The following is a 13,593-nucleotide window of genomic DNA, read 5'->3' as shown; positions in this document are numbered from 1 at the left end:
CCCCTCTGCCCCGACTGCCGGAAATACAGTGCGGACTCCCCCTTCCCTCCTGCCTACTGTTGGTGTTCACGCAGGTCCGCCCCGTTGGGCCTGGCGAGGAGGATGAATGGACGTGCAGGACCCCGCGCTGCGCGCCGAACTGGAGCGCCGGCTCGCGGCGCTCGCGCGCGACGAGACCGGCGACCCGGCCCACGAACGGCTGTCCGCCACGAACCTCTGGCTGCTGCTGGCGATCGTCGCCGTGCTCACGCTGGCCGGCTGGGTGATGGCCGGATGACGACCGATCGAGCCGGCAAGGTCAATGAGGACGTCTCCCGGGAAGCCACCTTCGGCTCCCTGCCAGTGCTCCGCAGCGAGCGCGTCTGGAACTTCACCGACTTCACCTGGGTGAACATCGGCCTGGCCATCGCCACCTGGGCGTTCCTGGTCGGCGGGTCCACGGCGGCGCTGGTCGGGTTCCAGAAGGGCCTGGCCGCCATGATCATCGGTAACGCGATCAGCGTCGCCGTGATGCTGCTGGCCAGCGTCGTGTCCAGCCAGCGCTACGGCGTCGAGCAGTACACGATCCTGCGCAGCGTGTTCGGCGTCGGCGGGGTCGCGGTGCTCGCGTTCACCGTGGTCCTGTTCACCGAGATGGGCTGGTCGGCGCTGCTCGGGGTGATGTTCGGCCGGGCCGCCACCCAGGTGTCCAACCAGGTGCTCGGTACCGCCATCGGCCCGAACGCGCTGCTGGTCACCGTGCTCGCGCTGGTGGCCATCGCCGCCGCCTGGGCGATCCTGGCCAAGGGGCCGCTGACCATGCGGTTCCTGAACCGCGTGGTGGCTCCCGGGCTGGCCGTGCTGACCGTCGGCATGATCGTGCTGCTGGTCGCCCGGACGTCCTGGGCCGAACTCCTGGCCGCCCCGCCGCTCGACCCCTTCCCGGACGAATCGCTCAACTTCGCCCTCGCCGTGGAGTTCAACCTGGGCGTCGGCCTGTCCTGGTGGCCGGTCATGGGCAGCCTGGCCCGCCTCACCGACCGCCCGCGCAGCGCGCTGTGGCCGGGGTACATCGGGCTGTTCGGGGCCACCATCGTGGCGCAGGTGGTCGGCATGGCCGCCGCGCTGACCCTCGGCGACTCCGACCCGACCGTATGGATGATCCCACTCGGCGGTCCGTGGCTGGGCGTGCTGGCGCTGGTGTTCATCGCGTTCGCCAACCTGACCAGCCTCACCTCGATCGTCTACTCGACCTGCCTGGCGCTGCGCCAGGCCGGCGGCAACCTGGCCGCCCGCATCCGGTGGGAGTGGCTGACCGGCGCGTTCTTCCTGCTGTCCGCGATCGTCAGCTTCTGGCCGAGCCTGCTGTACGACGGGTTTTTGGTGTTCGTGACCTGGAGCGGGGCGTTCCTGGCCGCGATCTGCGGCACGGTCATCGCCGACTACTTCGTCCTCCGCCGCCAGCGGCTCGACCTGCGCGGGCTGTACGAGCCGGGCCCGGCCAGCCCGTACCACTTCACCGGCGGCTTCAACCTCGCCGGCCTGGCCTCCACCGCGCTCGGCGCCGTCACCTACGTCACCCTCTACAACCCGCAGACGCTGGCCACCCAGCCCGCGTTCAACGTGCTGACCGCGTCCATCCCCGCGATCGTCGTGTCGGGGGCGGTCCACCTGGCCCTGTCCTACGTGCTCAACAGGAGCCGCTACGCCGTACGCCCGGCGGCCGTGCGCATGACAGCCGAGGAGTCCTGATGCCCCGTACCGCGATGGCCGCCGTCCACGACGGCGACGGCGGTGTCCTGAAAGTCCGCGAGGTGACCGTGGCCGACCCGGGCCCCGAAGAGGTCCTGGTACGGCTGGGCGCGTCCGGCGTGTGCGGCTCGGACCGACACGTGATCGACGGCGAGTGGACGCTGCCCACGCCCACCGTGCTCGGCCACGAGGGCGCGGGCGTCGTGGAGGCGGTCGGCGCCGGGGTGACCGACGTGGCCCCCGGCGACAACGTGATCCTTTCCTGGTGCTACCCGTGCCGCCGCTGCCGGGCCTGCGCGGCGGGCAAGGCGTGGGCCTGCACCGGCACCCGTTCCGGCGAGTGCCTGCTGCCGGACGGCACCACCCGGCTCAGCGACGAGAACGGTGTGGTGTACCCCTACCTGGCGGTGGGCACGATGAGCGAGTACACGGTGGTGCCGGAGTCGGCCGCGGTACGCGTGCCCGCCGAGGTCCCCTTCGACGTGGCCAGCCTGATCGGCTGCTCGATCGCCACCGGGGTGGGCGCGGTCGTCAACAACGCGCGCGTGCCCGCCGGCGCGTCGGCCGCGGTGGTCGGCTGCGGCGGCGTCGGGCTGGCCGTCGTGATGGGCCTGACCCTGGCCGGGGCCTACCCGATCATCGCCGTGGACACGGCGGAGGAGAAGCTGGCCGCGGCCCGCTCGCTCGGCGCGACCCACACCGTGCGGGCCGACAAGGAGCCGGTGGCCACCGTGGTCGAGGAGATCACCGGCGGCGGGGCCGACTACGCCTTCGAGGTGATCGGCAGGGTCGAGACGATCGAGACGCTGCCGTCGCTGCTCGCCCCGGGCGGCGTCGGCGTGCTGGTCGGGCTGCCCCCGGAGGGCGCGCGGGCCGGGATCGACGTGCTGGAGCTGGCCGAGTCGGGCAAGACCCTGATCGGGTCCAACTACGGCGGCGCGGTCCCCAGCCTGGACTTCCCCAGGCTGGCCGGTCTCTACCTGGCCGGACGGCTGCCGCTGGACTCGCTCATCTCCCACCGCATCCGGCTGGACGAGGTCAACGACGCCTTCGACGCGATGCGGGCGGGCACCCGCACGCGCAGCGTCATCGTGTTCGAGTAGAAAACAGAGGCTACAGGTGAGGGTCACCGTCGGCGCGGTCCAGCTCGATTCGGCGCACGGCGACGTCGCCGCCAACCTCGCGGCGATCGAGGAGCTGGCCGCCGCCGCCGCGCGGGACGGCGCGCGCGTGGTCGTGACGCCCGAGATGGCGCTGACCGGCTACCTGTGGCCGGACGACGAGGCGGTGCGCGGGTACGCCGAGCCGGTGGACGGCCCTTCGGTACGTCGGCTCGCCACCGGGCTCTGCCGTACGACGGGCGTGTACCTGCTGCTCGGCATGCCCGAGCTGGACCCCCACCACGGCACGCTGCACAACTCCTGCGTGCTGATCGGCCCGGACGGGCCGGTCGGTGCCTACCGCAAGGCCCAGCCGTTCGTGGCCGACCCGCGCTGGGCGGTGGACGGGCACCTGCCACCGCCGCTGTGGGACACGCCCGCGGGCCGGGTCGCCCCGCTGATCTGCGCCGACGTGGACCACCCCGAGTCGGTCCGGTACGCGGCGCTGCGCGGCGCGCAGTGGCTCGCGCTGCCCACCGCCTGGGTGGACGAGCCCGCGCCGAGCGCCACCTGGCGGCTGCGGGCCTGGGAGAACGGCCTGCCGGTGGTCGCGGCCGACCTCGCCGGCACCGAGTCCATCGACGGCGGCGAGGTCCGGTTCAGCGGCGGAACGTGCGTGCTGGACCACACCGGGACGGTCCTCGCCGCGCTGGACGACGGCCCCGGCCACGTCACCGCCACCCTGGACCTGCCGGCCGCCGCCGAGGCCCGGCTGGCCCGGCTGGCCGCCCGCCGTCCCGCCGAGTACCGCCCGCTGGCGCTGTCCACCACCTGGCCGCGTGAGACGGCCGATGGCCCGGAAGCGGTGACGGTGGCCGTGTTGTCCGGGGACGAACTGCCCGCCCCGCCGCCCGGTGTCGAGCTGGCGGTACTGCCCGCGTTCCACCTGACCGGCGGAGACCCCGCGCCGGAGCGGGCGGACGAGGCGCTGCGGACGCTCACCGGCTGGTGCGCCGCGCACGGCTGCGACGCGGTGACCGCGCTGGCCGTACCCGGGCCGGACGGCCGGCCCCGGTACGCGGTCACCCTGCTCACCCCGGACGGCGAGGCCGCCCGCCACGAGGTCACCCACCTCGGTCCGCACGCCGCGTGGGCCGTGCCGGGGGAGGCCGCGAGCAGGCCGATCGCCCGCCCATGGGGGCGCCTCGGCCTGCTCGCGGGCGAGGAACTGGTGGCCTTCGAGCCGTCCAGAGCGCTCGCCGTGCTCGGCGCGGACGTCCTCGCCGCGCCCGCCGCCGCGCTGGACTGGCCGCACCCGGCCCCCTTCGCCGGGACGCGGGTGCCGCTCGAACCGGCCGCGCTGCGCCGTCCCGACCCCTGGTTCGCGCACCCGGCGCGGCTGCGCGCGGGCGACTCGCACGTGTGGATCGCCCTTGCCGCAACCGGCCGCGTGCCCGGCGGCGTCTTCGCTCCCGACCATGTGGCCGTGCCCCGGGAAGAGGCTCTGACCAGCGAGATAGGCTGGACAGTGCGGCGGTGCCAGGTGCGGGGGGCGCGGGGCACGGGGGCCGTGTGCGCGGCCAAGCCACAGCTCGCGCGCCGCCGTACCGACCTGTTCGGCAGGGAGATGCTGCACGGCCCGGGGGACTGAGCCCGGCGGGGGACGGAGAGGCCATGGCGGTGACGATCCGGCGGCTCGTCGCCGACGCACGGCTCGGGCTGCGGGTGGTGTTCGGGCACGAAGGGCTCGACCAGCCGGTGCGCTGGGTCGTGGTCTCCGAGCTGCCCGACCCCGCCCCCTGGCTGGACGGCGCGGAGTTGCTGCTGACCAGCGGCATGTGGCTGCGCGAAGAGGGCGATCCGCGCCGCGCCGCCGAGGCGTGGGCGGGCCGGCTGGTCGAGGCGGGGGCGCGGGCCGTGGGGTTCGGGCTGGACCCATGGTTCGCGCAGATCCCCGCCGAGATCGTCAACGCGACCCGGCGGTGGCGGCTGACGCTCATCGAGGTGCCCGCCCGCACGCCGTTCGTGGCGATCGACCGGGCCGTCGCCGACCTGAACGCCGCCGAGGCCCGGCGCGAGGCAGAGCAGGGCAGGCGGGTGCAGCAGCGGCTGGCCGAGGCCGGCCGTTCCGGACGGCAGGCGGTGGCCGAACGGCTGGCCAGGGAGCTGCACGGCTGGGCCGTACTGCTGGACGCCGGCCACCAGGTCGCGCTGCGGGCCCCTGCCGACGCCGGTCCCGACGACGGGGTGCTCGCCGCCCTGGCCCGGCGCGGCGACCAGGCCGGACGGCACGCGCTGCACGAGGAGATCGACGGCGTGTCCGTCGCCGCGGTCCCGCTCGGCATGGCCAGGGAACGCCGTGGCACGCTCTGCGTGGGCTCGCCCACCGTGGGGCACCGGCCGATGTGGAGCGCGGGCGTGATCGGCACCGCCGCCGCGCTGCTGACCGTCCTGGACCGCGGCGGCGAGCGCGAACTTCGCGGAGTGGTCGCCGAACTCCTCGCCGAGGGCGACCTCCGGTCCGCCGAGCGGGTGGCGGGCGTCGCGGACGTGCCGCTGCCCACCCGGTTCGTCGCGGTCGCGCTCACCGGGCAGGGCCACCGCCGCACGGCGACCCGGCTGGTGGCCGCCGGGGGTTGGCCCGCCGTGGAGCAGGCCGCCGAGTCGGTGGTGCTGGTCACTCCCGGGTTCAGCGAGGAACGGCTGCTGGCCCTCCTGGAGGACGGCCGGGCCGGGCTGTCCACCGGCCGCGCCCCCGAGCAGGCCGTCACGGCGATCCGCGAGGCCCGCCAGGCCGCGCAGTTGACCGGCCCCGGCCGGATGGTCGTCCGGTACGCCGACACCCCCGCCATGGAGCTGGATCGGCTGCTCGCCTCACCGGCGGCGGTACGGTTCGCCGAGGCCCTGCTCGCGCCGGTCACCGAGGTCCCGGACGGCGACGTGCTGATCGCCGCCGCCCGCCACTGGGTCGCCGCGAACCACCACTGGGACCCGGCCGCCACCGCCGCGGGCGTCCACCGCGAGACGTTGCGTGCCCGGCTGCGCCGGGTGGCCGCGCTCTCCGGCCTGGACCTCGACCAGTCCGCCGACCGGCTCGCGCTCGCCCTGGCCCTCGCCGTCGGCCGCTTCCGCTGATGTTTCGCGGCCTTGGTGGGGGAATGGGAGGCCCTGGGAGGTGCGGATGCAGCGGCGGGAGGTCGTGGTCGACGGCGAACGGATGGTCGGATGGCGGGCGGGATACGGCGCCGGGATGCCGGTGGTGTGCGTACACGGGGCGGGGGTGTCCAGCAGGGAGCTACGGCCGCTGGTCGCGGCGCTCGGCGGCGCGGTGCGCGCGTGGACGGTGGACCTGCCGGGGTTCGGGCAGAGCGGCAAGCCGTCCCGGCCGCTTGAGCTGGTCGGGCTGGCCGACGCGCTGGCGGGCTGGATGGCGGCCGAGCGGATCTCCGGCGCGTGCCTGGTGGGCTGCTCGTTCGGCTGCCAGCTCGCGGTGGACGTCGCGGTGCGCCACCCCGAACTGGCCGGGGCGCTGGTGCTGGCCGGGCCGACGGTCGACGCGGCGGCGCGGTCCTGGCCGAAGCTGGTGTGGCGGTGGGCGCGCAACTCGGTGCGCGAGGACCCGCGGATGGCGCCGCTGAACATCGCCGACTACCGGGACGCGGGCATGCGCCGGGTGCTTTCCAGCTTCGCCACGGCGATGCGCGATGGGATGGAGGACAAACTCCCGTACGTGGGCGTGCCCACCCTGGTGGTACGCGGGGAGTACGACCGGCTGGTGCCCAGGGAATGGGCCGAGGAGGTCACCCGGCGGCTGCCGCGCGGGCGGCTGGTGGTGCTGCCCGGCCTGCCGCACATGATCCCGTTCAAGGACCCGGGGGCGCTGGTCCCGCTGATCGTCCAGCTGGTGCGGGACGGCGTGCCGGTGGTGCGGCATGGCTAAGTACGTCGCGTCGTTCGACTCGGCCACGGGCATGCTCCGCGCCCTTTCCCGCTACCTGCGCGGGATGGACGTGCCGATGCTCGGCCAGCTTCCCGGGCCGGTGGAGCCGCTGGCGTCCGGGCTGCTCGGGGCGGCCAACCGGCTGCCCCGGCGGATGGCCGAACGCGCGTACGCCACGGCCGGCTGGACCGAGGCCAGCTCACCGGAACGGCTCGCCAAGCTGCGGGCCGGCGACCTCGCCGAATGGGTGGTGCGGCACTATCCGCCGCGGCGCTATCCGGTGATCTTCGTGGGCTCGGCGTCCGGGGCGCTGGTCCACCTGGCCGCCGCGCTCGGCGCGGCCTGGCTGCCGCAGACCCTCCTGCTGCCCGTGCGGCAGCGCGGAGTCCACCCCGACGCGCCCGCCGACGGCCTGCGCCACTGCCGCGCCGCCGGGGAGGCCATGCTGGACGCCAACCCCGACCTGCTGCTGCACCACATGCACGACGCCGCCCAGGACCGGCTGATGATCGCGGGAATGGCCTATTTCCGGGTCAAATGGCGGCGGCTGCCCGCCGCCTACCGGAAGTTCATCCGCGAGCGGCTGGCCCCCGGCGGCACGCTCGTCGTCTCCGACTGCGGCCTGCGCTGGCCGACCACCCGGATCACCGACAGGTACGTCTTCCAGCACGGCGCCCTCGGCGGCCTGTCGCCCGGCGAGTATCGCGAGGGCGGCCAGAAGGTCGCCGACTACCTGGCCGAACACGGCTCGCCGTACCGGCGGTGGGACGCCCCCGAACCGGACGGCGAGAGCCCGGAGGCCGAATGGGGTTTCGCCCCCGAACTGCTCGGCGACCTGCGCACGGCCGCGCCCCGGGTGGCCCGGCTCGGCTTCACCGACCCCGAGGCGCTGAGCCCGGCCGTGGCCGACCTCTACCGGGCGTGGTACGAGCGGCGCGGGATCCCGGCGGCCCGGCTGCTCGCCGAGTCGTTCGTGCTGGTCGAGCCGTGGTGGACGCTGCGCACCGGCTCGGTGCCCTTCTGGATGACCTTCAACACCGAGACCTCGCGCCGGGCGCTGGCGGCCTACCTGGACGGCGGCGAGCCGTACGACGAGATCCGGCTGACGCTCTTCAGCCACGGCGTGCGCTCGCCGGGGGTGGCCCCGATCGCGGCATGGCGGGAGGTGCTGGAGCGGGCCAGGAAGATCGGCGTCTTCGCCGGGGTGGACCCGCGGGCCTTCCCCCGGGATTTCGCGGTGCTGGCCCGCACCCACCGCGATCTGTCGCGGGTGCGGACGACCTATCCGATGCCGCTGCCGATGGCCCTCGGCGAGGCCGAGACCTGGCTCACCGGACGGCCCGACCTCCAGTGGGTCACACTGTGATCGCCGCTGTCGGTTGTTCCTGCGCCTCTGGCGGGGGCGTGGCCACGCGGATCGCGTCGTCGGGAGTGCGCTCGCGCACGTCGTCGGCGCGGATGGTGATCACCGCGGGTGGGCCGCCCAGGTCGCCGTAGCGGGCGGTGACCGCCGGGACGATCGCGGCGCGCGCGGCGGCGGCCACCTCCCTGGCCGTGAGGCCGGGACCGGCGGCGGAAAGGAAGCCGAGCAGGGCCGCGAACCGCAGCTCCTCGGCCGCGGGCGGCGGGGCCCCTGGCGGGGCGGGACGCCCCAGCCAGAACACCCCGCCGTGCAGATGGCCCGGGAAGGTCGTGCCGCCGCCCGCGGGGAGCGCGCGCACCGCGCCGGCCAGCAGCTCGCCGAACTCGGTCAGCTCGGCCTGCGCCGGCAGGTCGGTCGTGATCAGCAGCGGAACGATGTGCGCACTCAGCATCGGCAGCCTCCCGGGGCCTCCCTGTCCTATTGACGGGTCATGCTAGACACGGCGACCGACATTTTCCCGCTGGTCGGCGCTCTGTCCCGTGTTCGCGCCGTACCGGCGCCGGATGAACGTGTCGAGTGCCCACGTACCGGGACCGAGTATGCAGATCAGCAGGAAAGACCAGGAGTACATCGCGGCGAGTTCGCCGTGGTTCACCAACGGCACCGGCCCCTGTGGCTGGTGCACGGTGAAGTAGGCGTAGGCCATCGCGCCGGATGCCAGGAACGCGGCGACCCTGGTGAACAGGCCGAGGGCGATGAGCGAGCCGCAGCCCAGCTCAACCAGGGCCGACCAGAAGCCCGGCCACGCGCCGAACTCGACGGTCTCGCCGGTGCCACCGGCACCGCCGAACAGGCCGAACAGCTTGGCCACGCCGTGCTCCAGGAACATCAGGCCGGCCACGATACGGAACAGCGAGAGCGTCGGCCCGCCGTACCGGTCGAGATTCATGAGGTCACCTCGATGTTGCGGGGGGTTACAGAGACGGGTCGCGCCGCCCGCTACCAGACCCGGAAAGGGCGCGCCTCGAAGGGGGACAAGGCGGGCCGGATGACGTCTGTTATGACGACGCTTCTACGACCGGCGCGACCATTTTTCAGATTTTCTCGAAGGTGTGACTTTCAAACGCGAACCGCGTCCCGCGACGTCCGGCGTCCGGACCGACGCCGCGGGACGCGTGCTCAGGTGGTCCTCCGGCGGGCGGCGCCGGGGATCTCTCCCCGGCGGACCCTCAGTCGCCGGTCAGGGCGCCTTCAGCGCGTTGTCCAGCGCGGTGGTGAGATTGCCCGTGTCTCCGGACATCTCCCAGATCATCGCGCCGAGCAGGTTCTTCTTCTTCAGCCAGGCGACCTTCTGCTGGATCGACCAGGCGTCGTCGAACGACCACCACTGCCCGTTGTTGCCGGTGTAGCAGTAGGTGGCCACGGCCTGCGTGTCATGCTTGATCGTGCAGTTCGGAACGCTCGACAGCAGGTTGCTGTACCCGCGGGTGCCGGCCTCCTCCGCGAACTGACCGGGCGCCGCGCCCTTGGCGTCCTGCCACTCGCCGGACTTGCCGCCGTCGGTGACGTTCTGCCAGCCGCGCCCGTAGTAGGCGAGACCGATGGTCAGCTTGCGGGGGTTGATTCCGGCGTCCAGGTACGGCTGGACCGCGTTCTCGACGCTGAAGTGGAAGTTGTAGGGGTCATCGACGTCGGTGTAGAGGTTGCCCTGGTGCCCGGTCCGGTTGGGCTCCCAGGAGTTGTCGCTGCCCGACCCGTGGAAGTCGTAGCCCTGGATGTTGAAGATGTCCATGTACTTGGCCACCTTCGCCAGTTCCCAGCCGGCCTCGATCTTGGCGGGGTCGGCGGGGGTGAACGCGGTCAGCTCGTACCGCTTGCCGGTCGTCTTGGTCAGCTCGTCGAGCTGCTTGCGGAACTCGGCGATCAGCAGGGTGTTGTTGACCTTGTCGTCAGGGCTGACGTGGTTGCCCGGGTGGCCTTCGGCGCCCGGCCACTCCCAGTCGAGGTCGATGCCGTCGAAGATGCCGGCGGCGGTGCCCGGTCCGCCCGCGGCGTTGTACGTCGGCAGGTTGCCCTTGATGTAGACGTCGAGGCAGGAGGCGACGAACTTCTTACGTGCGGCGTCGGTCTTGGCCACGTCGGAGAAGTACTTGGAGTAGGTCCAGCCGCCGAGCGAGATCAGCACCTTCAGGTGCGGGTACTTCGCCTTGAGCTTCTTGAGCTGGTTGTAGTTGCCGCGCAGCTTCTCCCAGCCGGTGTCGCCGACGCCGTCCACGGACTGCGCGGCGCTGAACGGCCTGCTGTAGTCGGCCTCGGCGTCGCCCGCGCCGTCACCCTGGTTGGGGTCCTGCGGGTTGGACGAGGTGCCCTTGGTGACGCCGTGCAGGCAGGTCAGGTTGACCGGGTCGATGTTGCCGAACGCGTAGTTGATGTGGGTGAGCTTGCGGGCGTTGCCGGTCGTGTCCAGGTTCTTCACGAAGTACTGCCGGCCGTAGATGCCCCACTGGACGAAGTAGCCGACCCTGGCGTAGCCGCCGGCGACGAGGTCGTCGGTGCTCGCCTTGACCGGGGTGCTCGCCGGGGACAGGTTGTCGTACAGGTCCCGGGCCCGGACGGTGAAGGTGTACTCGGTGGACGGCGACAGTCCGTCAACGGTCGCGGTGGTGCCGGTCACCGTGGTCTTGAGTTCGTCGCCCACGTAGACGTGGTAGTTGGCGACGCCCTTGTTGTCGGTCGAGGCGTTCCACGCCAGCGAGACCGTGGAGGAGGTCTTGCCGGTGGCGCGCACGTTGGTCGGGGTGGTCGGCGGGTCAGGGTCCTCGGCCGGGTCGTTGGTCTTGACCGACAGCGCGTTGCTGGCCGGGGAGAGGGTGCCCTTGCGGTCGACCGTCTTCACCGTGAAGGAGTACTCGGTGTTGGGGGTCAGGTCGGTGACGGTCGCGGTGGTGCCGGTGACCGTGGTCTTGAGCGTGCTGCCCGCGTAGATGTTGTAGCCGGTGATGGGCAGGCTGCCCGGCGTGGCCGCGTCCCAGGCCAGGGAGACGGTCTTGGTGGTCTTGACCGGGGAGCGCAGGTTGCCCGGTGCGCCCGGCGCGGTGTCCGCCGACCCGTCGCAGCGCACATCGTTGACCCGGCAGTTGGCGGGCTCGGCGGACGCGGAGCTCAGGGTGAACGTCGGGCTGTAGGGGTCCGTGGTCCGCCGCGCGCCCACGTTGGTGTTGTAGTGCGCCGGGGTCAGCGTGACCTGGCGGCCGTTCTGGCTGAGCGTGGCGTGGTCGGCGCTGCTCGCGGTCACGCCGGCGGGGAGATCGAAGGTGATCGTCCAGCCGTTCAGCGTGGCGTCCGTGTTGTTGCTGATCACGTACGTGCCGCGGCTCCCGCTCTTGGAGAACTCGGCCATGACCGGGGACGGATCCGGCGGGTCCTCACCGCTGCCGTCGCAGTTCGCCCCGTTGATCGAACACGAGGTGGGTTGCACGGCTGAGCTGAGGGTGAAGGTGGGGCTGTACGGCTCGGTATTGCCGTTCGCACGCACCGTGTTGATGTAGAAGAGGGGGGTGAGCTTCACCCGTGTACCGTTTTGGGCGATCGTGGCATTCTGGGGGTTGCTCGCGGTCACCCCGGACGGCAAGTCGAAGTAGATCGACCAACCGGTCACAGCGGTGGAGTTGGGGTTGCTCACCACGAACTTGCCCTGGTTGCCGGTCAGTGTGAAGGCGGCGGTCAATCGGGCGGCGGCGTTGACAGGAGCGGCCATTGCGGTCGCCACGATGAGAACCAGCAGCACAGCGGCATATCGGCGCATGCGGCGGACCCTTTCTTAAAAGAAAGTTTCCTAACAATTAAGCCGGATCGTAACCCCCTGTCCTGACGGCGGCAAGGCCCAATCACTCTGTGCGTTCGAGATGTCGAAGCGCTACTTGCGATATGTCGCGAGTGCTGGAATACTCTGACCAGAGTATTCCGAAGGCAGACAAAATGCCCTCAGCAGTGCTGCAACACCGCTGAGGGCACGCAGGTCCGCGTGGAGGCGTGACCCGAGCCTCGCTACAAGGCCGATTCCCAGGCTAGCGGGCGTGACCTCCACTTCACCCACCGTGGAGGTTTTCCGATGAGTTCCATTCGCGTGCCCGTTCTCGTGGTCGGCGCCGGCTATGCCGGGCTCAGCGCCGCCGCGCTGCTCGCCTGGCGCGGCGTCGCGGTCACCCTCGTCGAGCGGCACCAGAGCACGTCGATCCAGCCCAAGGCGTTCGGCGTCAACTGGCGGGCGCTCGAACTACTGCGCCTGGTCCCCGGCCTTGAGCGCGAGCTGAGCGAGATCTCCGAGGGCATCGGCGACGGCATGCGCATCGCCATCGCGGCCAGCCTCTCCGACCCCGACCCCAAGATGATCGTCGAGGACTCCGACGACGACTTCTCCTTCCTCCGTCACGTCACCCCCGTCCCCGACATCGGCGCCCCGCAGGCGCGGGTCGAGCGGGTGCTGCGGGGCAAGGCCGAGGAGTTCGGCGCCGACCTGCGGTTCTCCACCGAGCTGACCTCCCTCGTACAGGACCCGGACGGCGTCACCGCGACCATCCGCGACCTCACCACCGGCGCGGAGACCACGGTCAGGGCCGACTACGTCATCGCCGCCGACGGGCATCGCGGCCCGCTCAGGTCGATGCTCGGCATCCCGGTCACCGGCAAGGGCGAACTCGGCCACACCTGCGCCATCATGTTCGACGCCGACCTCACCGGCCTGGTCCGCGAGCGTCAGGTCACCCTGTGGTACCTGCGGAACGACGTCTTCACCGGGGCCATCGTCACCGGCACCGGGGTCGGCTCCCACGTCCTCGCGGTCAACTTCGACCCCGCCGCGGGCGAGAGCGAGGCCGACTTCACCACCGGGCGGGCCCACGAGCTGATCGAGGTGGCCCTCGGCGTACCCGGGATCGAGATAAAGGTGCTCGACCGGAACAGCTTCGCGATCGCGCACACGCTGGCCGCCCGCTACCAGGAGGGCCGGGTCTTCCTGGCCGGCGACGCCGCGCACACCATGCCGCCCACCGGCGGCCAGGGCGGCAGCACCGCCCTCCAGGACGGCGCGGACATCGCCTGGCGGCTCTGGCTGGTGCTCTCCGGCCAGGCGGGCCCCGGCTTCCTGGACTCCTACGACGCCGAACGCCGCCCGATCGGCGCGATCACCGCCGACTCCCAGCTCGCCAACCTCGCGGTGCGGATGCCCCCGGCCGCCCGCGCCGAGTACCCCGAGCCGGTCTCCGACCCGTTCGCGGTCATCATCGGGCAGCGCTACCACTCCGGCGCGGTGCTGGCCGAGCCGGGTGAGGACGGCTCGCTGCTGGAGCCGCCGATGCTGCCGACCGCGCGGCCCGGCAGCCGCGCCCCGCACATCACGCTGACGAGGGGCGGGCGGGAGATCTCGGTGATCGACCTGTTCGGGCACGGGTTCGTGCTGC

11 protein-coding genes are annotated in these 13,593 nt (G+C 72.4%); 8 read left to right on the top strand and 3 right to left on the bottom strand.

What is annotated here, in order from left to right; genetic code table 11:
- Nucleotides 1-106 precede the first annotated feature (106 nt).
- From C1I98_RS41640 to C1I98_RS23370, 7 genes are read left to right on the top strand one after another with little or no spacing between them, the layout of a single operon-like run.
- Nucleotides 107-277 (top strand): hypothetical protein, encoded by a 171-nt coding sequence (locus C1I98_RS41640; protein ID WP_158558155.1) that lies wholly within the window; start codon nucleotides 107-109, stop codon nucleotides 275-277.
- Nucleotides 274-1,731 carry a purine-cytosine permease family protein gene (locus tag C1I98_RS23395; RefSeq protein WP_158558154.1) on the top strand — a complete coding sequence of 486 codons (1,458 nt, stop codon included), beginning with the start codon at nucleotides 274-276 and terminating at the stop codon, nucleotides 1,729-1,731. The genes C1I98_RS41640 and C1I98_RS23395 overlap by 4 nt, the downstream gene beginning before the upstream one ends.
- The gene (locus C1I98_RS23390; RefSeq protein ID WP_111169576.1) at nucleotides 1,731-2,834 is read left to right on the top strand and encodes an alcohol dehydrogenase catalytic domain-containing protein; all 1,104 of its coding nucleotides are present in this window, start codon (nucleotides 1,731-1,733) and stop codon (nucleotides 2,832-2,834) included. The genes C1I98_RS23395 and C1I98_RS23390 overlap by 1 nt, the downstream gene beginning before the upstream one ends.
- A gap of 16 nt (nucleotides 2,835-2,850) precedes the next feature.
- Nucleotides 2,851-4,482 (top strand): nitrilase-related carbon-nitrogen hydrolase, encoded by a 1,632-nt coding sequence (locus C1I98_RS23385; protein WP_111169575.1) that lies wholly within the window; start codon nucleotides 2,851-2,853, stop codon nucleotides 4,480-4,482.
- Between the two features lie 23 nt (nucleotides 4,483-4,505).
- Nucleotides 4,506-5,966, top strand: coding sequence for a PucR family transcriptional regulator (locus C1I98_RS23380; protein ID WP_158558153.1), 1,461 nt, complete (start codon nucleotides 4,506-4,508; stop codon nucleotides 5,964-5,966).
- A 46-nt stretch (nucleotides 5,967-6,012) separates the two neighbouring features.
- On the top strand, nucleotides 6,013-6,771 hold the full coding sequence (locus C1I98_RS23375) for an alpha/beta fold hydrolase (protein WP_111169573.1): 759 nt from the start codon (nucleotides 6,013-6,015) through the stop codon (nucleotides 6,769-6,771).
- On the top strand, nucleotides 6,764-8,137 hold the full coding sequence (locus C1I98_RS23370) for a hypothetical protein (RefSeq protein ID WP_111169572.1): 1,374 nt from the start codon (nucleotides 6,764-6,766) through the stop codon (nucleotides 8,135-8,137). The genes C1I98_RS23375 and C1I98_RS23370 overlap by 8 nt, the downstream gene beginning before the upstream one ends.
- Here C1I98_RS23370 and C1I98_RS23365 read toward each other — a convergent pair.
- The 3 genes from C1I98_RS23365 to C1I98_RS23355 form a co-directional block, all read right to left on the bottom strand.
- The gene (locus tag C1I98_RS23365; protein WP_111169571.1) at nucleotides 8,127-8,585 is read right to left on the bottom strand and encodes a hypothetical protein; all 459 of its coding nucleotides are present in this window, start codon (nucleotides 8,583-8,585) and stop codon (nucleotides 8,127-8,129) included. The genes C1I98_RS23370 and C1I98_RS23365 overlap by 11 nt on opposite strands.
- 42 nt (nucleotides 8,586-8,627) lie before the next feature.
- Nucleotides 8,628-9,083, bottom strand: a complete 456-nt coding sequence (locus C1I98_RS23360) for a DoxX family protein (protein ID WP_111169570.1) — start codon at nucleotides 9,081-9,083, stop codon at nucleotides 8,628-8,630.
- A 291-nt stretch (nucleotides 9,084-9,374) separates the two neighbouring features.
- On the bottom strand, nucleotides 9,375-11,921 hold the full coding sequence (locus C1I98_RS23355) for a glycosyl hydrolase family 18 protein (RefSeq protein WP_233508106.1): 2,547 nt from the start codon (nucleotides 11,919-11,921) through the stop codon (nucleotides 9,375-9,377).
- Between the two features lie 324 nt (nucleotides 11,922-12,245).
- Between C1I98_RS23355 and C1I98_RS23350 the strand changes: the two genes are divergently transcribed.
- The coding region (locus tag C1I98_RS23350) for an FAD-dependent monooxygenase (protein WP_146607584.1) at nucleotides 12,246-13,593 on the top strand (1,348 nt) is incomplete at its 3' end.

Origin of the sequence: Spongiactinospora gelatinilytica, from assembly GCF_003236385.1 — a bacterium.
GTDB classification, from domain to species: Bacteria; Actinomycetota; Actinomycetes; order Streptosporangiales; family Streptosporangiaceae; genus Spongiactinospora; species Spongiactinospora gelatinilytica.
The sequence above is the reverse complement of the archived record's forward strand: the minus strand, read 5'-3'. Positions and strand labels throughout refer to the sequence as shown.

Bases quoted from the DNA above. Each gene is read 5' to 3' on its own strand.
- C1I98_RS41640 (WP_158558155.1), top strand. From the start codon at position 107: ATGGACGTGCAGGACCCCGCGCTGCGCGCCGAACTGGAGCGCCGGCTC.
- C1I98_RS23395 (WP_158558154.1), top strand. From the start codon at position 274: ATGACGACCGATCGAGCCGGCAAGGTCAATGAGGACGTCTCCCGGGAA.
- C1I98_RS23390 (WP_111169576.1), top strand. From the start codon at position 1,731: ATGCCCCGTACCGCGATGGCCGCCGTCCACGACGGCGACGGCGGTGTC.
- C1I98_RS23380 (WP_158558153.1), top strand. From the start codon at position 4,506: ATGGCGGTGACGATCCGGCGGCTCGTCGCCGACGCACGGCTCGGGCTG.
- C1I98_RS23375 (WP_111169573.1), top strand. From the start codon at position 6,013: ATGCAGCGGCGGGAGGTCGTGGTCGACGGCGAACGGATGGTCGGATGG.
- C1I98_RS23370 (WP_111169572.1), top strand. From the start codon at position 6,764: ATGGCTAAGTACGTCGCGTCGTTCGACTCGGCCACGGGCATGCTCCGC.
- C1I98_RS23365 (WP_111169571.1), bottom strand. From the start codon at position 8,585: ATGCTGAGTGCGCACATCGTTCCGCTGCTGATCACGACCGACCTGCCG.
- C1I98_RS23360 (WP_111169570.1), bottom strand. From the start codon at position 9,083: ATGAATCTCGACCGGTACGGCGGGCCGACGCTCTCGCTGTTCCGTATC.